Annotated in this window: 28 protein-coding genes and 1 tRNA gene; 21 read left to right on the top strand and 8 right to left on the bottom strand. The window is 36.8% G+C overall.

Annotation, left to right across the window (positions count from 1 at the left end; genetic code table 11):
* Positions 1-3 precede the first annotated feature (3 nt).
* The 8 genes from LS68_RS02770 to LS68_RS02735 all read right to left on the bottom strand — a co-directional run bounded on the left by LS68_RS02770 (position 4) and on the right by LS68_RS02735 (position 6,102).
* Positions 4-79 (bottom strand) — tRNA-Ala (locus LS68_RS02770).
* 37 nt (positions 80-116) lie between these two features.
* Complete coding sequence (locus LS68_RS02765; protein WP_034370260.1) at positions 117-830, bottom strand: 1-acylglycerol-3-phosphate O-acyltransferase; 714 nt, start codon at positions 828-830, stop codon at positions 117-119.
* A complete protein-coding gene (locus LS68_RS02760; RefSeq protein WP_034370258.1) occupies positions 814-1,917 on the bottom strand; it encodes a hypothetical protein in 1,104 nt (367 codons plus the stop codon). Before LS68_RS02760 ends, LS68_RS02765 begins: the two co-directional genes overlap by 17 nt.
* A 14-nt stretch (positions 1,918-1,931) precedes the next feature.
* A complete protein-coding gene (purQ, locus tag LS68_RS02755; protein WP_034370255.1) occupies positions 1,932-2,591 on the bottom strand; it encodes a phosphoribosylformylglycinamidine synthase subunit PurQ in 660 nt (219 codons plus the stop codon).
* A complete protein-coding gene (purS, locus tag LS68_RS02750) occupies positions 2,588-2,830 on the bottom strand; it encodes a phosphoribosylformylglycinamidine synthase subunit PurS (RefSeq protein WP_034370252.1) in 243 nt (80 codons plus the stop codon). The genes purQ and purS overlap by 4 nt, the downstream gene beginning before the upstream one ends.
* A 28-nt stretch (positions 2,831-2,858) precedes the next feature.
* Positions 2,859-3,569 (bottom strand): phosphoribosylaminoimidazolesuccinocarboxamide synthase, encoded by a 711-nt coding sequence (purC, locus tag LS68_RS02745; RefSeq protein WP_034370250.1) that lies wholly within the window; start codon positions 3,567-3,569, stop codon positions 2,859-2,861.
* A gap of 9 nt (positions 3,570-3,578) precedes the next feature.
* Positions 3,579-4,916 carry a S41 family peptidase gene (locus LS68_RS02740; protein WP_034370248.1) on the bottom strand — a complete coding sequence of 446 codons (1,338 nt, stop codon included), beginning with the start codon at positions 4,914-4,916 and terminating at the stop codon, positions 3,579-3,581.
* Between the two features lie 169 nt (positions 4,917-5,085).
* Positions 5,086-6,102, bottom strand: a complete 1,017-nt coding sequence (locus LS68_RS02735) for a hypothetical protein (RefSeq protein ID WP_241993651.1) — start codon at positions 6,100-6,102, stop codon at positions 5,086-5,088.
* Between the two features lie 84 nt (positions 6,103-6,186).
* Here LS68_RS02735 and LS68_RS02730 point away from each other — a divergent pair, with 84 nt between their 5' ends.
* The 21 genes from LS68_RS02730 to nuoK all read left to right on the top strand — a co-directional run bounded on the left by LS68_RS02730 (position 6,187) and on the right by nuoK (position 23,400).
* A complete protein-coding gene (locus LS68_RS02730) occupies positions 6,187-6,720 on the top strand; it encodes a peptidylprolyl isomerase (protein ID WP_034370244.1) in 534 nt (177 codons plus the stop codon).
* Positions 6,720-8,045 carry an MFS transporter gene (locus tag LS68_RS02725; RefSeq protein ID WP_034370242.1) on the top strand — a complete coding sequence of 442 codons (1,326 nt, stop codon included), beginning with the start codon at positions 6,720-6,722 and terminating at the stop codon, positions 8,043-8,045. Before LS68_RS02730 ends, LS68_RS02725 begins: the two co-directional genes overlap by 1 nt.
* 106 nt (positions 8,046-8,151) lie before the next feature.
* Positions 8,152-8,934 (top strand): ATP-binding protein, encoded by a 783-nt coding sequence (locus LS68_RS02720; protein WP_034370239.1) that lies wholly within the window; start codon positions 8,152-8,154, stop codon positions 8,932-8,934.
* Positions 8,935-9,019: 85 nt separating this feature from the next.
* Entirely contained in the window at positions 9,020-9,274 is a 255-nt protein-coding gene (locus LS68_RS02715) for a hypothetical protein (RefSeq protein ID WP_034370236.1), read from the top strand.
* On the top strand, positions 9,265-9,645 hold the full coding sequence (locus tag LS68_RS02710) for a hypothetical protein (protein WP_034370233.1): 381 nt from the start codon (positions 9,265-9,267) through the stop codon (positions 9,643-9,645). The genes LS68_RS02715 and LS68_RS02710 overlap by 10 nt, the downstream gene beginning before the upstream one ends.
* A 306-nt stretch (positions 9,646-9,951) precedes the next feature.
* Entirely contained in the window at positions 9,952-10,632 is a 681-nt protein-coding gene (locus LS68_RS02705) for a response regulator transcription factor (protein ID WP_034370231.1), read from the top strand.
* A gap of 3 nt (positions 10,633-10,635) precedes the next feature.
* Complete coding sequence (locus LS68_RS02700) at positions 10,636-11,892, top strand: ArsS family sensor histidine kinase (RefSeq protein WP_034370228.1); 1,257 nt, start codon at positions 10,636-10,638, stop codon at positions 11,890-11,892.
* Between the two features lie 23 nt (positions 11,893-11,915).
* Positions 11,916-12,893, top strand: a complete 978-nt coding sequence (gene hemB, locus LS68_RS02695; RefSeq protein ID WP_034370225.1) for a porphobilinogen synthase — start codon at positions 11,916-11,918, stop codon at positions 12,891-12,893.
* A gap of 94 nt (positions 12,894-12,987) precedes the next feature.
* The gene (locus LS68_RS02690; RefSeq protein ID WP_052100209.1) at positions 12,988-13,602 is read left to right on the top strand and encodes a hypothetical protein; all 615 of its coding nucleotides are present in this window, start codon (positions 12,988-12,990) and stop codon (positions 13,600-13,602) included.
* Between the two features lie 47 nt (positions 13,603-13,649).
* Complete coding sequence (locus LS68_RS02685) at positions 13,650-14,363, top strand: YebC/PmpR family DNA-binding transcriptional regulator (protein ID WP_034370223.1); 714 nt, start codon at positions 13,650-13,652, stop codon at positions 14,361-14,363.
* Positions 14,364-14,474: 111 nt separating this feature from the next.
* Positions 14,475-14,879, top strand: coding sequence for an NAD(P)H-quinone oxidoreductase subunit 3 (locus tag LS68_RS02680; RefSeq protein WP_034370221.1), 405 nt, complete (start codon positions 14,475-14,477; stop codon positions 14,877-14,879).
* Positions 14,861-15,370, top strand: coding sequence for an NADH-quinone oxidoreductase subunit B (locus tag LS68_RS02675; RefSeq protein WP_034370219.1), 510 nt, complete (start codon positions 14,861-14,863; stop codon positions 15,368-15,370). Before LS68_RS02680 ends, LS68_RS02675 begins: the two co-directional genes overlap by 19 nt.
* 12 nt (positions 15,371-15,382) lie before the next feature.
* The gene (locus LS68_RS02670; protein WP_034370217.1) at positions 15,383-16,138 is read left to right on the top strand and encodes an NADH-quinone oxidoreductase subunit C; all 756 of its coding nucleotides are present in this window, start codon (positions 15,383-15,385) and stop codon (positions 16,136-16,138) included.
* Positions 16,135-17,364, top strand: coding sequence for an NADH dehydrogenase (quinone) subunit D (gene nuoD, locus LS68_RS02665; protein WP_138090850.1), 1,230 nt, complete (start codon positions 16,135-16,137; stop codon positions 17,362-17,364). Before LS68_RS02670 ends, nuoD begins: the two co-directional genes overlap by 4 nt.
* A gap of 14 nt (positions 17,365-17,378) precedes the next feature.
* The gene (locus tag LS68_RS02660; RefSeq protein ID WP_034370213.1) at positions 17,379-17,615 is read left to right on the top strand and encodes an NADH-ubiquinone oxidoreductase subunit E family protein; all 237 of its coding nucleotides are present in this window, start codon (positions 17,379-17,381) and stop codon (positions 17,613-17,615) included.
* Positions 17,605-18,459, top strand: coding sequence for a hypothetical protein (locus tag LS68_RS02655; RefSeq protein ID WP_034370210.1), 855 nt, complete (start codon positions 17,605-17,607; stop codon positions 18,457-18,459). The genes LS68_RS02660 and LS68_RS02655 overlap by 11 nt, the downstream gene beginning before the upstream one ends.
* Complete coding sequence (locus LS68_RS02650; RefSeq protein WP_034370207.1) at positions 18,456-20,963, top strand: NADH-quinone oxidoreductase subunit G; 2,508 nt, start codon at positions 18,456-18,458, stop codon at positions 20,961-20,963. Before LS68_RS02655 ends, LS68_RS02650 begins: the two co-directional genes overlap by 4 nt.
* Positions 20,956-21,954: an NADH-quinone oxidoreductase subunit NuoH gene (gene nuoH / locus LS68_RS02645; protein WP_034370204.1), complete on the top strand. Its 999-nt coding sequence runs from the start codon at positions 20,956-20,958 to the stop codon at positions 21,952-21,954. The genes LS68_RS02650 and nuoH overlap by 8 nt, the downstream gene beginning before the upstream one ends.
* Before the next feature lie 9 nt (positions 21,955-21,963).
* Positions 21,964-22,578 carry an NADH-quinone oxidoreductase subunit NuoI gene (nuoI, locus tag LS68_RS02640; protein WP_241993650.1) on the top strand — a complete coding sequence of 205 codons (615 nt, stop codon included), beginning with the start codon at positions 21,964-21,966 and terminating at the stop codon, positions 22,576-22,578.
* Complete coding sequence (locus LS68_RS02635; protein ID WP_034370201.1) at positions 22,571-23,101, top strand: NADH-quinone oxidoreductase subunit J; 531 nt, start codon at positions 22,571-22,573, stop codon at positions 23,099-23,101. The genes nuoI and LS68_RS02635 overlap by 8 nt, the downstream gene beginning before the upstream one ends.
* A complete protein-coding gene (nuoK, locus tag LS68_RS02630; protein WP_034370197.1) occupies positions 23,098-23,400 on the top strand; it encodes an NADH-quinone oxidoreductase subunit NuoK in 303 nt (100 codons plus the stop codon). Before LS68_RS02635 ends, nuoK begins: the two co-directional genes overlap by 4 nt.

Genomic DNA, 23,400 nt, shown 5'->3' with positions numbered 1-23,400 from the left:
TATTGGTGGAGTGTAGGGGGATCGAACCCCTGACCTCAACGCTGCCAGCGTTGCGCTCTCCCAGCTGAGCTAACACCCCGTCTTTTTGGATTTTTAGAAAATCAAGATTCTAACTTTTATTTGCTTAAAGCCTCTTGATTTAGTTCCTTATAGTGTTTGAGATAAGTTTCTTGCATCATAGATTCAAGCTTTTCATACCATTTATCATCATTATAATCCGGTGTAAAAGCGTCCAACAAAACTACTCGAGCAGTATTCGTATCAACACTCATCGGTGAGCTATTATAGAGCTTACGCGTATTAATAAGCACTGCAGGCTGAATCTTGAGCTTAAACTTTGAAGCAAGTATCTTCGCTCCGGGCTTAAAGGGCAAAAACTTCTCCCCACCTTTACTCCTTGTACCTTCGGGAAATATAGCAATCACACGATTTTGTGCGAGCTGTCTTTTAGCCTCTTTGAGCAAGAAAACAATACCATTTTTATCTTCTCTATCAATGAGAATCATATCAGGACCTTTGAGTGCATGACCATACAAAGGAATTTCACCCAGTTGTTTTTTTGCCACCCAGCACAAATTGGCAGGGTGATAAGCCTCAAAATAAATAATATCAGTTACACTCTGATGATTGATTACCAAAAGATTCGCGCTTAAGTCATATTCTCCTACGCGCTCTACTTTCAATCTATTAAGTGTAAAAAAATATCGACATTGTCGCCTTGCATTTCTTCCATTTTCCTTACTGCGTGTGCAATAAATTTGTAAAATAATAAAAGGCATACTGACTACGATTGAAATCGTAGCAAAAAGTGCTCTAATTTTTGCTAACATCTTCTTTCCTTATCCAACCAACTTTCGAATCAATCATTACTTTATAATAGTCATTGTATTCCCCGATAATAGATACCTCTGTGGGGACTTTAAGCACTTCAGAGATAGTGGAATTATGCGTGGGAATAATGCTGACATTTGTTCCTGCTTGTGCAATACCAGAAGTAAAATTAAAAAGCATATTATAAACCAGCACTATGACCAATACACCAATGATCCCGAGTGTAATTTTGCGCCCTCGTTTAAAAATAATCAGCACAAGGACAAAAAAGACGATTAGCCCACCTACCATTAGATTTTTAAAAATCAAAAATGTATTGCGAGGCTTAATATCCCCTCCCTCTTCAACCACATTTTTGGGCACATCGACAGACAATGTGATTGTTACAAATGCTTTTTGATGGAGGTTAAAATAATCAAATGACAAATTTTTAATGTTTTTATCCAAAACTACATAATAGATTCCATAAGTAATACCATCAACTACCTTGCTACTTTCCAAACCTTGTTGAGGATATGTCCCGATTTTCATTGAAGAAAGATTAGCATCTTTACTTTCAATCTGAAAAATCACAATATTATTCTTATCATCGTATTGACTTGCTCTATAATCCACTACTTCCATCGCATCAGCAATCACATTAGCATATTGAGGATTATTCAAAAGCTCAATAGCTTGAAGCTTCACACCATTCGCGATCACTTCGTCTTGATAAGCATTGTCGGACGATGAGACAACCACGCGTAACGGCGGTATTGTAAAATTTTGCGCCTTGATTTTATAATAGTAAGTATTTGTAAGTATGCCATCGCTATGAATTCGCCATTGCGCATCTTTATTTTCTATTTCAAGATTATTATTTGCTCCAAAATCCATAAACTCTACATCTTTAAGCTTTGCACCCGATAAAAGCGTAAGCGCATACTTTACTTCGAGAATCTGACCCACATAAAAACTTGAATCTGTGCTTGGAAGAGTTGCGTTCAAATAAGCAATCTTAGGTTGCAATGAATCTGCACTAAGCAAATGAGGAAGTGTCAATAAAAAACAACAAAACAATAAACAGCAGTGTTTAATAAGATTCATTACTAACCTCTAAATTAAGATTTTCTCACAAGATTCTCTAACATTGCTAGACCATCACACCCGCCCAATAACTCTTCAATCGCCCTTTCAGGGTGTGGCATTAATCCAAATACATTTTTCTCTCGATTACAAATCCCTGCAATCGAAGCAATTGAACCATTAGGATTATCAACATATTCAAGCAGAATCTGATGATGAGCTTTTAACTCCTCCAAACCTTCCGCATCAATAAAATAATTACCATCGGCATGGGCAATTGGCATATTGATAATATCATTGGTATTATAAGAGCGTAAAAAAACATTGTCATTATGTCTTACCCTAAGAGATTGTGTTTTAGAGATAAAATGTAATTTTTCATTCCGTTTAAGTGCGCCGGGCAACATTCCCGCCTCACACAGAATCTGAAAACCATTACAAATCCCCAATACAAAACCCTCTTGCTTTACAAAATCTTTAACTGCTTTCATAATAGGAGAAAATCGAGCAATTGCTCCGCATCGTAAATAATCCCCATAACTAAAACCACCGGGCAATACAACCAATTCACAATCAGCGGGCAATACACTTTCTTGATGCCAAATAATATGTGTTTTTGCCCCTAATTGCTCATAAGCATATTGCGTGTCTTTTTCGCAATTTGTGCCGGGAAATTGGATAACTGCTACGCTCATTTAACTATCTCGATTTTAAAATCCTCAATCACCGTATTGGCAAGTAGAATCTCGCACATTTCTTGCACTAAATGTTGTGCTTTTGCCTCATCATTGCCCTGTAAATCTATCATAATTTCTTTAGAGAGCTTAATATCTTTAACATCCGCAAAACCACAAGAATGCAAAGCATGGTAAATAGCTTTTGCTTGCGGGTCTAAAACACCTTCTTTGAGTGTTACTATCACTTTAGCCTTCATTATTATCCTTAAAAACTATTATTTTTTATTATTTTGAGATTCTCTTCAAGACTTCTTCATAAGCGACTTTGACACTACCTAAATCTTGCCTAAAACGATCTTTGTCTAGTTTCTCATTGGTTTGCTTATCCCACAAACGACAGCTATCTGGGCTAATCTCATCAGCTAAGATAATGTGTCCGTCTTTATCTCTGCCAAATTCAAGTTTAAAATCAACCAAACGGAGATTCTTTAAATCAAAGAAATCTTTTAATACAGCATTAACTTGACGAGCTTGAGATTTTAAAAATTCTAAATCTCGGTCATCACTTACAATACTAAGAATCTTACAATGCTCATCATTAATCAAAGGATCGCCCAACGCATCATCTTTATAATAAAACTCCACCAATGTTTGCGATAAAACATTCCCTTCAGGAATGCCTAATCTTTTTGTAAGAGAGCCTGTAGCAATATTACGCACAACGACTTCAATAGGAATAATACTCACTTTTTTGCACAGCATATTTTGAACGTCCAAACGCTTAACAAAATGTGTCTTGATGCCATTTTTCTCCAAAAGCTCAAACAAAATAGTGCTAATCTGGCAATTAAGCTCCCCTTTGCCTGCTTCATTGCCCTTCTTTTCAGCATTAAATGCCGTAAGATCGTCCTTAAATTCCGCAATCACCAAATCCATATCATCTGTGGCAAAAAGCTTCTTTCCCTTTCCTTCATACAGCATTTGTTGCTTTAGCATTAAATCTCCTTATTTTTTTGGATTCTGATTAAATGTTCCGATAGCTTTCCACGCCCTAAGAACATCGACAGCACTCTTAAGCTGAATGTCTTGATAGAGCATTGGTGTAGTGATAAGCTTTTTATCGTCTTGCACATTATTATCTTGCTTTGATAGATTTTTTGTCTTATCAATCTCGCCTTGCAAATGCCCTCTTAAGTCGGCTTCCTTAATGCTGAATGTATTTTCGTTTTCTGGGACAACTCCGGGATAAACGATAATATCCGGTGTAACGCCTACAGCTTGGATTGTTCTCCCGCTTGGTAAATAATATTTTGCTGTTGTGAGTTTCAAGCCCTCGTTTTGATCAATTTGCATGACGGTTTGCACACTTCCCTTGCCAAATGTTTGCTCACCAATCACCACTGCCCTCTTGTGATCTTGCAACGCTCCCGCAACAATTTCACTCGCACTCGCACTTCCACTATTGACAAGCACCACCAAAGGCACATCTGCATAAGGAGCATTTTTAGCCTTATATTCGATGTTTTCGTTTTTATTGCGACCTTTTTGCGTAACAATCACTCCATTTTTAATAAACAAACGACTCACATCGACAGCTTGATCTAAAATGCCGCCGGGATTATTCCTTAAATCCAATACAATACCATCAAATTGACCAGCTTTTTTTAACTCATCACTGATACTTTTTGTAACATTTTTATCAAAAGAAGCTATACGCACATAGACATAATCCGTATCCTGAATCTTTCGCGTCTTTACAGAATCTATTTTGATAATATCACGCACGATATTAAAAACCAAAGGTTTAGATTCACCCTTTCTAATAATTGTCAATTCAACTTTGGTGCGAGGTGCTCCACGCATAAGATTTACAGCATCATCAATACTCATATCAATTGTGCTTTGATCATTAACTTTGATAATCACATCTCCACTTTTCAAACCTGCCTTATCTCCGGGTGTGTCATCAACAGGTGCAATAATGGTCAATGCCCCATCTTTGAGCCCCACCGTGATACCGATACCACCAAATTCTCCTTCGGTGTTTGCCCTTAAATCATCAAATTTCTTTTTGTTAAGAAAATTAGAATGAGCATCAAGATTGCTCAAAAGCCCGTCAATAGACTTATCTACAATCTCATCAAAACTTAACTCATCGACATAATATTCTTCAACGATGCCCATAATCCTACGCAGCTTTTTAAACGACTCAAGCTTGTTGGCTTCTTGGACTTTAGGGTTAGTTTGTGGCTTATCATTTGCCGATAAACCCACAAACAAAGCCGAACTTGCAAACAATGAGACTACCACACCTGCTAATACTATACGTGATTTATTCATCATCACAAAACCTTACTTAAAAATTTAAAATTAAAAACAAAACAATCAAAGAAAAACAAAAAATGTTTTTATTTTTAAGAAGCATAAATTTAGCGGATTATTTTACTCAAAAAAAATATATATTTCGTTTAAAAAAATAAATTCCCTTGAAGAGATTTATTTTTATTTTTGATTAATAAAAATTTGCCATACCTTTCATATCGGTAAAAAAGCGTTTTCTATTTTCACCTAACACTTGGCACGATTTTTTTATATTATTATCATCAATGATTCCATTTTCTTGCGCATTACACAAGAAATCTTGCACTACATCACGCTCAATAAATACAGGCACATATCCCACACCTGCACGACTCATCATACCTAAAAAGCCCCCTTTATCATCATAAAATGCTCGTCCATAAGTATATTCTTCATAAGAATCTGTGCTGATTTCAAAGCCATAGCCTTGCTCTTTTTGCTTATCAAAATCATAATAAGTCGCTACTCTTCCTATCTTCATGCTTTGAGGCACAAACACAAACATCTTATCAAAATAGGGATAATTGACTTTTGTATAAGGTGCAATATCACGATGTGAGGCAAAAACATCAATCCCATAACGCTTAAAGATTCTGTCTTGGTAATAAGTTTGCGGACGTAGCTGACAAAAATCATCTACAGATTGAGAAACTTTTAAAAGTGCTAACCCTGCGTCTAAATCAACAGATTTGACTTGAAGTTTTGAAACACAAATCAAATTTGCAGTCATATCGTCTTGCATTTTGACATAAATAGCTTTAGGCATAATTTTTCCATTATAAACGACCTCTGAAGAAGTCAAATAGAATCCATTTTGCAATAATGTCCCTAGCCCTTTTTTAAACGACCCATCACTAAAGTTTGTCTCAATAATTGCTGTGCTATAAATCCATTGTGGCACAACAGGCGTGGCAATATCTCGAGGACGCATTTTGGTTTTTTGCACAGAATCTGTTTTGCTAGAATTAACTTTAGCAGCTTCATTGCTTTGAGATTGCGTATTTTCCACTTCTTGAGCATTAGGTATATTCATAAATAACTTTTGAGGACTTTCATAGTCTTCCAATACTGCTTCTACAGAATCTTCAGAAGCGATAAGAAAAGGGATATAAGCAATCCACAAAACCATCACACCTGCAATAATTTTTTTTGTTTGTTTTAAAAGCATTAAATCTTCCATTCAAATAATATTAAACTATTATCGGTAAAATCATTAGGATTTTTACTCCAAACTACAGAGGAACATAAAACAATGAAAGAAGAATTAAAAATATACGAGATTCAAGAAGATGCGTTAAATAAACTTCAATACGCTACCATAAGCGTCAAAAGTGCAAAAACTAATCAACAAATTGGCACAATGACATTTAAGCTTTTTCCTACAGATGCACCACAAAATGTTACAAACTTTGCCACTCTTGCTCAAAATAATTTTTATAATGGTTTAATTTTTCACCGCGTGATTCCGGGATTTGTAGCACAAGGCGGTTGTCCCTATGGCACAGGTGTTGGAGGTCCGGGATACCGCGTAAAATGCGAAGTAGCAGACAATAAAAATAAACACAAAAGAGGCTCTTTATCAATGGCACATGCTGGACGCGATACCGGCGGAAGCCAATTCTTTATTTGTTTTGCACCTCAACCTCATCTTGATGGCGAACACACGGTTTTTGGAGCTATTAGTGTCAAAGATCGACATAGCTTTGAAGTGCTTGATTCTATCAAGGAAGGCGATATTATAGAATCTGTCAGTATTTATGAGAATCTCCCCGAACAAGAGGCTTGATGTTTAATCAAATTTTTCCTCTCACTATTGTTTCTAGTTTGCGTTTTTTTGGGCTTTTTATTGTATTGCCTATTATTGGGCTTTATACCGACGAATTTCAAACAAGTGCATTTTTAGCAGGTATGGCAGCAGGAGGCTATGCGCTGACACAAATCATTTTTCAAACTCCTTTTGGTATTTGGAGTGATCGATACAACCGAAAACATATCATTGGTATCGGTCTTATCATCTTTTTGGTAGGCTCACTTGTTTGTGCTATCGCAGATGATATTACTACACTTATTATAGGTCGTTTTATTCAAGGAGCAGGAGCGATTGGAGGGGTAGTAAGTGCGCAAATTGCAGATTTAGTGCGTGAAGAAGAACGTAATAAAGCAATGGCTGTCATGGGGGCTGGGATCTTTATTAGTTTTATCCTTGCTATGCTTTTAAGCCCCCTTATTGCAAGCTATTTTGGGCTTAATGCACTCTTTTTGCTGACAAGCCTCTTGTGTGTGCTTTCACTCATCGTCCTATACGCCAAAGTCCCTAATACACCTAATGTCAAATACCATTTTCAAACAGATAAAATGAGTGATATACTTAAAAATAAGAATCTGCTTGTGATGAATCTTAGCGCATTCTTGCAAAAATTTTTAATGATTTTTGCCTTTGTCTGCATTAGCCTTGCATTAAAAAATGAATTTTCTATCCCTAGTAGTGATTTTTGGAAAATCTACGCACCTGCTGCTTGTCTGGGTGTGCTTGTCATGGGACCAATATCTGTGCTTGTCCAAAAAAAAGGTTATTTCAAAGGTGCAATGCTTATAGGTATCTTTGCCTTTATCGCTTCTTATTTTTTTATGGCATTGTCGCTTCCCTCACTTTATTTTGCTTTTTTCGTAGCAGGTGTTTTAACATTCTTTATTGGTTTTGCCATTCTTGAACCCATTATGCAAACCTTAGCAAGTCGTTATCCCAAAGCGCATCAAAAAGGTGCAGCACTAGGGGTTTTTACAACACTTGGCTATGTAGGCTCTGCACTAGGAGGGATATGTGGCGGGTGGCTTTATGAGAGTCTTGGTTTGTATCACCTTTCTATTATGATTACTATCGTATGCCTCGTATGGGCTTTGATTCTCGGATTATTTTTGACTAACCCACAAAATCAAAAGAATCTTTATCTTGATATTCAAGCATACGATGCAGATTCTCTTAATACACTTGATTCTATCACCGGCGTTATTGAATGGTATATCAATCACACACAGCAAACGATTATCGTTAAATACGATGATAAACATATCAACGAAGATCAGATTCTGCAATATTTAAACAAAAAATAAGGGAGGGTATAATCCTTGAGCGACAATGAAAAAATTATTTATGCTGCTATCACTATAGCGTTTTTGATTTTTCTAATCTACCGCAATAGAGATTATTTCAAGAAAAATGACAAAGAATAAAAACACTCAAACGCCTACTATCAGTAAAAAGATTCTAGGTGTCGTGGGCAAAACAAACGCGCAATATAACCTCATACAAGAAAATGATAAAGTTCTTTTAGGATTAAGTGGCGGTAAAGATTCTATACTTTTAGCAACCTTACTTGCCTATATGAAACGACATGCGCCTTTTAATTTTGAGTTTAAGGCTCTCACCGTGGATTATGGTAGAGGTGGAGAATACGACTATATTTTTGAATATTGCGAGAATCTCAATATTCCTTATGAACTTTATCGCACAGATATTTATGAGATTCTCGAACAAAACAAACGCGAGGGGACGATTTATTGCAGTTTTTGCTCAAGAATGAGGCGTGGGGCTTTGTATTCCAAAGCATTAGAAGGCGGATTCAATAAACTTGCCCTTGCACATCATCTTGATGATGCTGCTGAAAGTTTCTTTATGAATCTTACTTACAACGGGGCTTTGCGTTCGATGCCTCCTATCTACAAAGCCCAAAATGGTTTGCAAGTAATTCGACCTTTAATCTTTGTCAGAGAAAGGCAAATCATTGACTTTATCGCTAACAATCACATCTACATTGCTCCTGATTGCAACTGCCCTATAAATTGGCTAGATTCTGACAAAAAACCTTATGCACGAGAAACAACCAAACAATTTTTAAAAGAAATGGAAGCCAAACAACCTGATTTCTTTAAATCACTCAAAAATGCTTTTAGCAATCTTCATACGGGGAGCTTTTGCGATAAAAATTTTCTTCAATATTAGGAGAATGTCAGCCATTAATTTAATTGTTTTTCAAACAATTAAATTATAGAATCTCATTTACAAAACTCATCTGCGAGGAAAAGATATGGGGAATATCAAATCAACTACTCTAGCTTTTATTTATGAGCTTTATGGGCTTAAAGATGATGCACTCAAAATTTATCGTGAGATTCTCTTAGAAAACCCAAATGATAAAGAATCTCAAACAGCAATCAAACGCCTCATGCTTGCACAAAAACATTTCCCTCCAACCAACCAAGCTCAAAAGAAACTTTTCACCCAACCTCAATCTCCTCAAGATTTAATCCAATTTCAAAGGTGGCTATTACAATGGAAATAAAAGATTTGATTCTCGAGACGCTCAATGAGCTTGCCAACCCTAATGACAACATTCCGACCCAAATTCAATCTGATGATTCGGAAATTCGTCAAGTGCATACTTCTTCATTACAAAATCCAAAAATACCGGATTTAAATTCACATCATAATAAAACTCCTAATGATTTTTCAATTAGCCCTGCACAGCCTTATTATGCGACAAATGAAGAATGTGAATTTTTAGAATCGTTACAAGAACGGCTTTTGGTTTTGTTTGAAGGGCTTAACGCACCTCAAAATAAGGATATTCAATCCCAGCTCACAATCACTATCAACTTTTTGGAATACCAACTTATTGTATTGCAAGAACGCATAAATGACTTAAAAAAATAATATCGTTAAATTTGTGTTTAACAATGTTATTTAAAATTGTTTCTAGCCTTTGACCCGATTGAGATAGGGCAAGGTAATGGATTAACCATTGTGAGTATCATCTCAGAAGGAGGTTATCCCCCTCCAACTTCCTCCTTATATTTTTGGTACTCACTTCCGATAACCAAACCTTTATTAATACCCTCAAACGCCCCCACTTTGAGGGTATTTATCGTAAAAAACATACTTTATCAAATCAAATTTTAAGCTATCAAAAAAGTTTTTTATTATAGAATGCAAGCTTACTTATTGATGAAAGGTTAGTTTATGTTAGAAGTTTTAATGATAGAAGATGATGTAGAATTGGCAGAAATCATAAGCGGTTATCTCAAACAATACGATATGAATGTAACTAATTATGATGAACCTTACACAGGAATGAGTGCAGTTAATGCAAAGCATTTTGATATTCTGATACTTGACCTCACCTTGCCCAATCTTGATGGACTTGAAGTGTGCAAACGTGTTGCGAAGCAAAAAAGTATTCCTATCATTATTTCTTCAGCACGGAGTGATGTCGATGACAAGGTCGAAGCACTTAAATCTGGGGCTGATGACTATATCTCTAAACCCTACGATCCAAAAGAGCTTGTCGCAAGAATCCAATCACTTTTAAGACGTTATAATAAAAAGAATACTAAAGAGCAAGACAAAGAAAAAGACAGCGTGTTTAAAATCGACAAATACAGCCGACAAGTCTTTTTTAAGGATAAAAAACTTGAATTAACACGAGCAGAATATGAGATTCTCACTTTATTAATTAGCAAAAAAGGGCATGTTTTTTCGCGTGAAGCCATTGCTATTGAATCTGAATCTATCAATCCAGAAAGCTCTAACAAAAGCATCGATGTCATCATTGGACGCCTACGCTCTAAAATCGAAGAAAACCCCAAAAATCCTCAATACATCATTTCAGTGCGAGGTGTGGGATACAAATTAGAAGCTTAGAGTATGTTACAATTCAAACATTCGATTTTTTTTAAGATTACTATTTTATTTGTATGCACTTTGTTAAGCTTTTTTGCCATTTCGCATTATTTCATTGAAGATCATATCCAAAATGAGAATCTTCTTTCCGAATTCCGCTACAATCAATACATTATCACGATCAATGAAATAATGCAATATGGTGGCAATATTGATCTCATTAAAAAATACCTTGAAAAAATGCAATTTTCTCCTGTAGAAAATGATATTAAAAAATCGCTTCAAGAAGTCAATAAAATACCCTCAAACTTTAGCGGTATTTTTGCAAAAGCTGTCAATACCCCAGATGGCATTTATATCCTCCTTGAGACAGCTGATGAGGCAATTTTATACAAAGATCAATCGCGAAAATCTTATAAAAATTTCTACATCATTACGCTAGTTGGCATCATTTTACTCACTTTTGTTTTCTTTGTCGTGCTAAAGAGTTTGATGCCTCTCAAAACACTTAAAGAGCATATCAAACAATTTGCTGAAGGTGATAATTCCAACATACATTATAATCCCAACGCAAAAGATGAGATTGGTGAGCTTCAAAATGAATTTTACAAATCTTCTAATCAAATCAAATCCCTCAATGAAGCAAGAAGTCTTCTTCTCCGCTCTATAATGCATGAGCTTAAAACACCTATTACCAAAGGAAGAATCATCGCTGAAATGGTGCAAGATACTACACAAAAACAAAAACTTTGCTCTGCTTTCACACGGCTCAATGAGCTGATTAATGAATTTGCCAAAATTGAACAAATTAGCTCAAAAAATTATCACCTCAATAAACAAGAGTTTTTGCTACAAGATTTGATCAACCATACCAAAGAAATGCTCTTGATTGATGAGAATACACCCGATGATCCTATTACACTAAATGCTCCTGATGCTTTGATTAAAGCCGATTTTGACCTGTTTGCAATTGCCATTAAGAATCTTTTAGACAATGCCATAAAATACAGCTCTGATGGCAAAGTCCAAGTGTATATCAAAAATGACAGACTTTATCTGACAAATAAGGGGCAAGCCTTGCAATATGAGTTTAAAGAATATTTTAAGCCCTATTTTAAGAATCCCCAAAAGCCATCATCACAAGGATTTGGATTAGGTATGTATATCATAAAAAATACACTTGATGCACAAGGTTTCAAATTTAGCTACAAACACAAAGACGGGGTAAATATTTTTATCATTCATTATTGTGTGGTAGAAAACTATTGCCCTTTAAAATAAACTTAACAAAGGAGAAATAACCTATGTTTAGAAGACTAAAACGCACACGACTTAAAGCTCCCTTAAGATCATTAGTGAGAGAGACCCAGCTTGATATAAGGCAATTTATTTATCCGCTTTTTGTCATTGAAGGAGAAGGTATCAAAAATGAAATTCCATCGATGCCTGATGTTTATCAAATGAGTATTGATACAATATTGCAAGAATGCAAAGAATTACGCGATTTGGGTATTCAACACATTATTTTATTTGGTTTGCCAAGCCATAAAGATTCTTTTGGAAGTGAAGCATTAAGTGATCAAAGTATTATCGCAAGGGCAGTAAAAGCTATTAAAAAAGATTTTCCTGAAATGATGGTAACGATGGATTTATGCTTTTGTGAATACACCGACCATGGGCATTGCGGGATTCTCGACCCAAAATTAAATAGTGTTGATAACGATGCGACTTTAGAGATATTAGGACAACAAGCCATCGTGTTAGCGACCTGTGGCGCAGATATGATTGCTCCAAGCGCAATGATGGACGGTATGATTGCCACAATCCGTACTTATTTAGACAAAAGTGGATTCTCTCATATTCCTATTATGAGCTATTCTACAAAATTTGCTAGCGGTTATTATGGACCTTTCCGTGATGCAGCAAATTCTGCTCCAAGCTTTGGTGATAGAAATTCCTATCAAGAAGATCCAGCAAATCGTAGAGAGGCAATTCTTGAAAGCCTTACTGACGAAGCTGAAGGGGCTGATATTTTAATGGTAAAACCTGCTCTTGCATATTTAGACATTGTGCGTGATATTCGAGACCGCACATTATTGCCCTTAGCTGTGTATAATGTCAGCGGAGAATACGCGATGCTCAAAAATGCACAAAAAGCAGGACTCATTGATTATGAGAGGGTGTTATTAGAAACACTCACTTCTTTCAAAAGAGCAGGCGCGGATATTATCATCAGCTATCACACAAAAGAAATCGCGAAGATTCTCAATAAACTTCACTGATAAGGACACATAATGGCAAAACATTTTCTTAATAAGATTACTTCACTTCTAACGGGGGGGGGGGCATAAAATCAAAACTCAACACTTCCTTCCTATGTATGCTTCTCCAAAGGAAATCAATACTTTTCTAAAGCATACACTTTCTTCCCAAAAATACTTAGAATTTGGTTGTGGTGGGAGCACTTTTTTAGTCTTATATGCCACTTTGACCAAAGTCATCAGTATCGAATCTGATGCTTCGTTTATTGACCAATTAAGCACAAATGAGCTTATCGCAAACGCTCTTAAAATACCTAATGCTGACCATAATATAGAATCTTTATCGCCTCGCTTAAGATTCTATCATATTGATATTGGCAAAACAAAAGCTTGGGGTGTCCCTGTCGATGATAGTAAAAGAGAAAACTACCCTCTGTATTCACAATGGATTTTTCAAACACTCCCTCCTGAAGAGATTCTAGACATTGACACATTTTTTATCGATGGGCGTTTTCGTGTGGCATGTGTGCTTAGCACCCTACTACACTGCCATCACAATAGCACGATTATCATTCATGATTTTTTTAATCGCCCTCAATATCATATTGTTTTAGAATTTTTAAACATCATCGATCAGACAGAAACTTTAGGTATCTTCAAGCCTCAAGAAAATCTTGACAAAACCAAAATAATTTCTTTGCTGAATGAATATCAGTTTGTAACAGACTAAAAAGTTTTTGGTATAATACCTCTCCAAAAATATCATAAGGACTTTTTATGGGAAGAGCGTTTGAATACCGCAGAGCCGCTAAAGAAAAACGATGGGACAAAATGAGTAAAGTTTTTCCCAAACTTGCTAAAGCTATCACCGTAGCGGCAAAAGAGGGCGGGAGTGATCCGACAATGAATGCCAAGCTACGATTAGCCATTGCCAATGCAAAAACACAGAATATGCCAAAAGACAATATTGATGCTGCCATTAAACGCGCTAGTGGGAAAGAAGGTATTTTTAGTGAAATCACTTATGAGGGCAAAGCAAACTATGGTGTGCTTATATTTATTGAATGCACTACAGACAATCCCACACGCACGATTGCTAATATCAAAAGCTATTTTAACAAAACACCCGGGGCAAGTGTCCTCACCAATGGATCTATTGAGTTTATGTTTGAGCGCAAAAGTGTGATTGAATTTGAGACAACGCAAAATAAAGATGACATTGAACTTGCATTGATTGACTATGGTTTGGAAGAATTAGAAACAGCAGAAGATAAAGAAAATGCGTATATCGCCTATGGAGATTATAAAGATTTTGGCAAGCTTAATGAAGGCTTTGAAACATTAAATATACAAGTCTCTAAAGCTACACTGCAGAGAATCCCAACTTCTCCGATTGCACTTACAGAATCGCAAATGCAAGAAATTGAAAAACTGCTAGACAAGATTGAAGATGATGATGATGTCCAAGCAGTCTATACAAACATAGAGTAAAAAAGTAACCAAGTTTTGTTTTGTAAAAGATTCTTTTACTTATTGACGTTTTTTTCAGAATCTATACATTAAAATACCGATTAATCTCAACAACAAATTAAAAGGCATTTTATGAGTCATGCGACTTTTGAACATCCTTATTTTGGCGTCTTTATCCTATTTGTGCTTGTAAGCATAGCGTTTCCGATGACTCTACGCTTGCAACGTTTTATTTCGCGTGCGCTTGCTAAAAAAGATCGTGAAAAGCTCAAGCTATCGACTTATGAATGTGGTCCTACTTCCAACAAACAGCCCAACAGAATCTCGACACATTTTTTTATTCTTGCTTTGCTTTTTATTCTTTTTGATATTGAAGTGCTTTTTATGGTGCCATGGGCTTTAAATTTTAAATTATTCGAGCATATTGGGTTAGGCATATTTGTATTTGTAGAAATGATAAGTTTTATAGCTTTCTTGCTTGTAGGTTTTATCTATGCGTGGAAAAAAGGAGCATTGTCATGGCAGAGCATCGAGTAAATTATACACAAAATGCAGGCTTACCTATTGCTTTAAGCACGGTAGATAAGCTGCTCAATTGGGGACGAAGCAATTCTTTATGGGGGCTTACCTATGGGCTTGCATGCTGTGCTATTGAAATGATGGCAACGGGTGGAAGTCGTTTTGACTTAGATCGATTCGGGACGATTTTTCGTGCTTCCCCTCGACAAGCCGACTTAATGATTGTCTCTGGAACACTCACAAAAAAACATGCCGAGTTCCTCCGCCGTCTCTATGATCAAATGCCCGAACCCAAGTGGGTCATTTCAATGGGCAGTTGCGCAAACACAGGGGGAATGTTTAACACCTACTCGACCGTGCAAGGTGTGGATCGCATTATCCCTGTAGATATTTATTTGCCCGGTTGCGCTCCTCGTCCAGAAACACTTCAATACGCAGTAATGGTATTGCAACAAAAAATACGAAAGCAAAAAGCCAAAGCTCCTGTTATTAAAAAGCGTTTAGTATAAAGGAATTTAAAAATGATACGACAGAATCCTCCTAAACAAAACACACAAAAAAAAGTCTATTATACACCTCGCTTTGATATTCCGCCTACTTGCCCGATGCTTCCCATAGAAGGCACGATTTATGAAGAAGAGTGGAAATATCTTTCATCAAAAATGACACTCAATCAAGCTTATATTCAAAATGACTTAGCGACTTTATGGGTAGATTCTCAACAAATTTTCCCCTGCATTCAAGAATTAAAATCCTTGGGTTATCAAACACTCACAGAAATGAGCGCAATTGACAAGATTGAGGATTCTAATGAATTTGAACTCTTTTATCTTCTTCTTAAAATAGAAGACACCTATTCTAAACGTCTGAAGATTAAAACAAAACTCAAAAAAGGGCAAAATATCGCCTCAATCGCATCACTTTTTAAAAGTGCCAATTGGAGTGAAAGAGAATGTTATGATATGTTTGGCATTATCTTTGAAGGACACCCACATTTAGAAAGAATCTTGATGCCCAAAGACTGGGTGGGACACCCCCTATTAAAATCTTATCCATTACAAGGCGATGAATCTGCACAATGGTATGAAGTGGATAAAATTTTTGGCAAATCTTACCGCTCTATCATCGGTAAAGAGCAACGAGATAGTGCAAGAATTGATCCATGCGATACGATAAACTTTGCACCTGTAAGCTTTGAGGTGCGTTATCAAGAAGAAAATGCTCCTGCCTTATTGAAGCAATTTAAAAGTAGTAAAAAACTTGAGGAACGCAGATGAAGCAAAACTACACACGTTTAAAACCAAACTTTGAAAATATCTTTTTTGAGCAAGAAAATGATAAGATGATTCTTAATTTTGGACCACAGCACCCTTCTGCACATGGGCAGCTTCGCTTGATTCTCGAGCTAGAAAATGAAAAAATTATTAAAGCCACACCCGATATTGGCTATTTACATCGAGGTGTCGAAAAACTTGCCGAAAATATGATATATAATGAGTTTATGCCTACGACTGATCGGTTGGATTATATTGCCGCAACGAGCAATAACCTTGCTTTTGCTCTTAGCGTAGAAAAATTGATTGGCGCGGAAGTCCCGTTACGAGCCAAAGTCATACGCACGATGCTTGCAGAGATTAATCGTGTCATCTCACATTTATTTTTTATCGGTGTGCATGGAATGGACGTGGGTGCATTATCAATTTTCCTTTATTGTTTTATCCAACGCGAATACGGATTGGATTTAATGGAAGATTACTGCGGAGCGAGACTTACACATAATGCAATCCGCATTGGCGGTGTGCCTCTTGATCTCCCGCACAACTTCCTTGAGAGCGTGGAAAAATTCATACAAGAAGTGCCAAAAACATTAGACTTAGTGCGAGGATTACTAGACCAAAACAGAATCTGGCGCATTCGCCTTGAAAATGTCGGATATGTGTCTGCAGAGTTTGTTTCACAATGGAGTTTGAGTGGTGTGATGGCTCGCGGTAGCGGAATCAAATGGGATATTCGTAAGCATCAACCTTATGAGCTATATTCAGAGCTTGATTTTGTGGTGCCTGTCGCTACAGAAGGGGATTGTTATGCGCGTTATCAATTATATATCGAAGAAATTTATGAATCACTCAAGATTCTTAAACAGCTTATTGCTATGTATCCTTCTACACCGCGCGAAATTATGGCAAAAGATGCCCGATATATTTCCTCACCAAAAGAACACATTATGACGCAAAATTACTCTTTAATGCAACATTTTGTGCTTGTAACGCAAGGTATGCGTCCGCCTGTCGGAGAATCCTATGTGCCGACAGAATCCCCCAAAGGCGAACTTGGATTCTTTATCAATTCACAGGGTGCGCCCTACCCTCACCGACTCAAAGTGCGTTCACCGAGTTTTTATCACACAGGGGCATTACAAGAATTGCTCGTAGGGCATTATCTTGCTGATATTCCTACAATTCTTGGCTCTACAAATGTTGTCTTTGGTGAAGTGGATCGATAGGGAAAGGGTAAAAGATGACACGATATGATTTAAGACATTTAAAAGATACTTTTGAATCTAAAATGGAGAATCTCCTTGATACAATGAGTGATGGCGAAGTAGCTATTTTTCTTTTTGATGCGACTGATTTTGCTAATGTCCAAAAAGCCATTGATTGTATCCAAACTCGTAATGATGAGTTGATGAATAGTCTGCGCTTTAACGAAGTGGATTGGACATTAGTCGTTAAAAGGAAGTGCAATGCGCAATAAGCTTATTTCTTTTGCTCAAACGATTGCCAATATTGCCCAAAAACCCATCACACCTTGTATGGCTCATCAATCGCCTTACATAATTAGTTTTGGTTACTTTTGGACACATTCGTCTTTAAACGCATCGCAAGATTCTGAAAAATATCTTTTTCACCCTTTATTTGCACAAGAATCTTCTTGCAATAATCATTGTTTTCGCTATGAAGTAGGCACAGAGTTAGGTGTGGCGTGGCTTATTATTTATTTTTTGCTAAGCAAAGACTTTTTTCAACAGACACAGCAACCCTCCACAGCCTCCCATATCAAACAGATTCTTGATGATCTTGACATTGGTTTCCTTGCTTCAGAATCTAATCTTGGTGAAGAAGAATTACAAATATTGAGTGAGATTCCTAAAAATAGTGATATGACATTGATACTTGGTGAAGAGCTTGCCATGCACGATGAAGCTATAGAGATAGCTCATATTATTGGCACTTTGGCACAATATCTCAATATACATATCGTTATCCCCACTCTTGAGACGACCATTACCCCAAATGCGCATTGCTCAAATATCGTATTTGCTCCTTGTGAATCTCTCCCAGAATCTAATGGCAATGTCATCTATATCGTGCCTACAGAAACACAACCTTATATTCTTCAAACTCCTTTGCTCTTTGCACCGCAAAATAAACTTTATGATTTACAACCCATTATACTAAAAAGCCACACTCAATCTTTTGAGGCTTGTGCAAAGATTGATTCTCACCTTAAGGGGACTATTGGGATACTTTATCTCCCTCAAGAATCTTATCAACAAGTGGGTTATCCCTATCAGAAAGTCGAGGTAATTGCAAGATGAGTCAAAACACTATTACTATCCATATCAACGATAAAGAAATTACTTGCAATGAGGGTGAAAGTATCTTGCAAATCGCCCGCAAAGAAGGGATTGAAATCCCCGCTATTTGCTATCTTTCAGGCTGTTCTCCAACGATGGCTTGCAAACTTTGTATGATAGATGCCGATGGAAAACGCAGCTATTCTTGCAACACCAAAGCCAAAGAAGGTATGAATATTTACACACATACGCCAGAAATCAATCAAGAGCGCAATGCGATTATGCAAAGTTATGATGTTAATCACCCACTCCAATGTGGTGTATGCGATAAAAGCGGCGAATGTGAGCTTCAAAACTATACTCTTAAAATGAATGTGCAATGTCAAGAATACAGCATCAAAGAAAGCAATAAACCACATAAACAATGGGCAAAAGCCGTATATGACCCAAATTTATGTATTATGTGCGAACGATGTGTTACAACTTGTAAAGATAATCTCGGCGAAGCCAACCTTAAGGCACAAAAAGCAGATTTAGAGCCTTTAGATATGTCGCTTTGGAAAGAAAAGATGCCTAAAGATGCGCTTAGCGTTTGGGCAAGGAAACAAAAAGCATTGATTGATTTTGTAGGAGAAATGCCTTGTTTTGATTGCGGTGAGTGTATCAGCGTCTGCCCTGTGGGTGCTTTAAGCACAAATGATTTTAAATACAAAGCCAATGCGTGGGAGCTCAAAAAAATAGAATCTACTTGTGTGCATTGCGCAATGGGTTGCAAGATCATTTACGAAGTGCGTCATCGTGATACACAAGGCACACCTCATATTTATCGCGTAAAAAATGATTTTTACTTTAATCCCATTTGTGGTGCAGGACGATATGCTTATGATATATGCTCAAGCACTTCTCCTACACAGAATCTACAAGATGCGATTCAAGCTTTCAAAAAAGCAAAAGCCATTAATATTGGTAATCAAAGCACAAATGAAGAAGCATTCGTGCTCAATCATCTTGCTAAATCTTTAAATCTCAAACTTTACAACCATGAAGCTTTGTCGTTCAAAAACTTTATCCATACCTTTTTGTCTTACGCTCAAAGCAATACACTTTCTCACCTTGAAGATGTCAAAAATGCCCAAAATGTCATTGTTTTAGGTGATGCGATTCGATACAATGCGCCCACACTCCGCTATATGCTAAACAACAAACTTAAACTCACCAAAGGTTCGCAAGTCATTTATATGCACCCTATTCATGACACACTAATGAGTAGTTTAAGCAAGAATCTTAGAAGTATTCATTATCATTCTGACGCGCTACCTGTCGCATTGGGAAGTATTGCTTTAGCTACACAAGCCTATCAATCAAATGATTCGTCATTATATACGCATCTCCAAGCAATCTGTGATTCTCATATTGTCCAACAAGAAAAAATTATCAAAGAAGTCAAAAAACAAATTCCTGCGCAAGGTGATGATGCACAAGACCAAGCACCCCAAGAAATTATCGAGCAAGTCGAAGAAATTAAAGAAACTTCTCTTTATCAAATGTTGCAAGATTCACAAATTAACAATGAAGACTTGCAAGCCTTATCAGCATTTTTCAACGCTGATTCAACGCCACTTCTTATTATCGGAAATGACTTATACCAACACCCTCAAAGCGCATTATTTGCAAAGATTCTAGGGGTTTTACAAAAAGATGGGCATCTCAAAGTTCTTCTTATCCCACCTTTTGCAAATGCGCTTGGCTTAGCGATGATTTGTGATCTCTCTCCCTTACCTCAAACAAATGAGCAAGAATATACCATCGGATTCCGTAATGTAGGTGATTTTATTATGGATTCTGATTTCATTTCGCAAGATTCTAACAATCATACTGCTTTTTCTTCAGACTATCAACCAGATTTTATTCTCCCTGCTTTCAATCAAATAGAAGGCACTTATACAAGCATTGATTCGCGTATTTTGCCTTTAAAGCCTGCCCTACCCTTTAATGGCTATGATTTGAGCGATATTGCTAAAGCTTTTGATATGAAAGGTGAATTTTTGATAGACTACACGAGCCTTATTTGTGGTTGTGAATTTGATGATTTTGAGAATCGCTACTTGAATGACGGCACAAATTTGCGGGGTTATCGCTTCAAGAATATCACAATCCCCCAAACTTTAGACCTCCCCGAATCTAATGAGCAACTTCTCTTGCCTCAAAAGAAAACATACAATGCCTATATGTTGCATTCTCCCTCACAATTTAATCTCTACACTGCCAAAAGTCAGCATATTCAAAATAAAGTTGGCATTTATATGAGCAAATCTTTTATGCAAGAACAGAATCTTCAAGAAGGAGACTTCATCACGCTTACAGATTCTACTCATTGTGTTAGTGGGCAGGTATTTATAGACTACTATCTTGATGAGCCAATTTATCTTGTCAATCCGATACTTACGGGAGCAAAAAAGATTTTTGCTCACCAAAGATATGCTCTTTTAAGCTTAGAATCTCAAACAAGGAATAACAATGAGTGATTTTGCTGGAAACATTATTGAAACCCTGCTTAAAATTATTGTTTTATTGCTTATATTTTCAGCATTAGCAGGGTTTGGGACTTATTTAGAACGCAAGGTTTTAGGATTCTTTCAACGGCGACTAGGACCTAACTATGTCGGACCTTATGGCTTATTGCAAGTGCTTGCTGATGGTATTAAACTCTTTACCAAAGAAGATATTATCCCTCAAAATGCTATTCGTCCTATCTTTATCATTGCACCTGCTATCGCGGCAATGACAGCATTTTTAGCAATGGCACCCATTCCATTTTTTCCAGAATTTGAGCTCTTTGGACACACCGTGCGCCCTATTATTGCTGATATTAATGTGGGGATTCTATTTTTCCTTGCAGTGGGTTCTTGTGGTATTTATGCTCCTCTTTTAGCAGGATTAAGCTCGGGCAATAAATGGTCTCTAATCGGTGGTGCGCGCGCAAGTTTGCAGTTTTTAAGCTTTGAAGTCATTACGATTCTTTCATTACTTGCACCGCTTATGATTATAGGCTCACTTTCACTAATCGAAATCAATCAATACCAATCCGGAGGTATGCTTAATTGGCTGATTTTCAAACAACCCTTAGCTTTTGTGCTTTTTATTATTGCAGCGTATGTTGAGCTAAACCGCACACCTTTCGACCTGCTCGAACACGAGGCAGAGCTTACAGCGGGATTTGCAAGCGAATACAGCGGGCTTAAGTGGGGTATGTTTTTTATCGGTGAATACGCTAATATGTTTGCAACTGCTTTTATTTTAAGCCTAATGTTTTGTGGAGGATTTAATGATTGGGGCTTTATCCCGGGAGGAATAGCGATTTTGCTCAAAGTATGCTTCTTTATATTCCTCTTTATGTGGGTTAGAGCAAGCTTCCCTCATGTGCGCCCTGATCAATTAATGAGAATGTGTTGGAAAATCCTCTTGCCATTGGCGTTACTCAATGTCCTTGCTACTGGTAGCATTTTATTATTGTAAGGAATAAAAATGAAAAATCTAATGCCACAAAATACGACAGATTATCGCATTTTACCTCCACGCACACAACGTTTGCAACAAAATTTCTTGAAACGTTGCCTCATTACATTTCAAACAAGCATTAAGCTTGAATTATTCGTTGGTTTGGGTCATGCCCTAAAAGCTTTCTTTTCTCCTAAAGTTACGGTTCAGTATCCTTTAGAATTAGCTCCATTAAGCCCACGATACAGAGCAATTCACAAGCTCCAACGCCTTTTAGAATCTGAAAATGAAAGATGTATCGGTTGCGGGTTGTGTGAAAAGATTTGCACAAGCAATTGTATCCGCATCATCACAGATCAAGGCGAAGATCATCGCAAAAAAATACATCATTACACGATTAATTTTGGACGCTGTATTTATTGTGGATTGTGTGCAGAAGTATGCCCAGAACTCGCCATCGTCCATAGTGATTTATATGAAAATGCGAGTGAGCAAAGAGCCCATTTTGGTAGCAAAGATCAAATTCTTGAAAAAAATGCTTCGATTGTAGAATTTAGCGGATTTGGCTCAATCTCTCCCGATGCAGATTCTCAAATACGCAAAACCCCCTTAAGCTATTCTAAGGAGGCATCTGATGTTTGAAGCTATTGCTTTTTATCTCTTTAGCACACTTACTATTATAATGTTTGTCATTGCGGTAAGCTCAAGCCAAATCTTATACGCAATGACAGCCCTTGCAAGTGGAATGCTCTTTATTTCAGGCATATTTTTTACACTTGATGCAGAATTTTTAGGTGTAGTGCAAATCATTGTCTATAGTGGATCAGTCGTTGCACTTTATGCGTTTGCAATGATGTTTTTTGATGCCTCCAAACCCGTCATAGAATCAAATAAACATCAAAAAATCGCTTGTATTCTAGCATTTGGTATTGCTTTGATGTTGGTTATTGTGCTTGGTATGCCTATTATCGCCAATAACATTGAATCAATCGCAGATTCTCAACATCTCATCAATATTGCAAGTATGAACAACATTCAAATGATAGGCTATGTCATTTTCACAAAATACCTTATTCCTTTCGAATTAGCCGCTTTAATGTTGCTTGTCGCAATGGTTGCAGGTATTGTCCTCTCTCTCAAATCCTCCAAAAAGGAGATTGTATGATTACACTCAATCATTATTTGGTGCTTTCGGCAATTTTGTTTGCTATTGGACTTTTTGGTATGATGAAACGAAAAAATATTTTGATGTTATTTTTTTCTACTGAAATTCTCCTCAACGCTGCAAATGTAGGATTTGTAGCAGTTAGCTCATACCTCAATGATCTTAGTGGGCAAATTTTCGCGCTTTTTATCATTGCTATTGCCGCATCAGAAATCGCAGTAGGTTTAGGGCTTGTGGTGATTTGGTATAAAAAACATCGCACACTTGATATTAACACGATTCAAACACTTAAAGGATAA

The sequence above is a fragment of the Helicobacter sp. MIT 05-5293 genome, from assembly GCF_000765665.2.
In the GTDB taxonomy this organism is placed as follows: Bacteria; Campylobacterota; Campylobacteria; order Campylobacterales; family Helicobacteraceae; genus Helicobacter_C.
The sequence above is the reverse complement of the archived record's forward strand: the minus strand, read 5'-3'. Positions and strand labels throughout refer to the sequence as shown.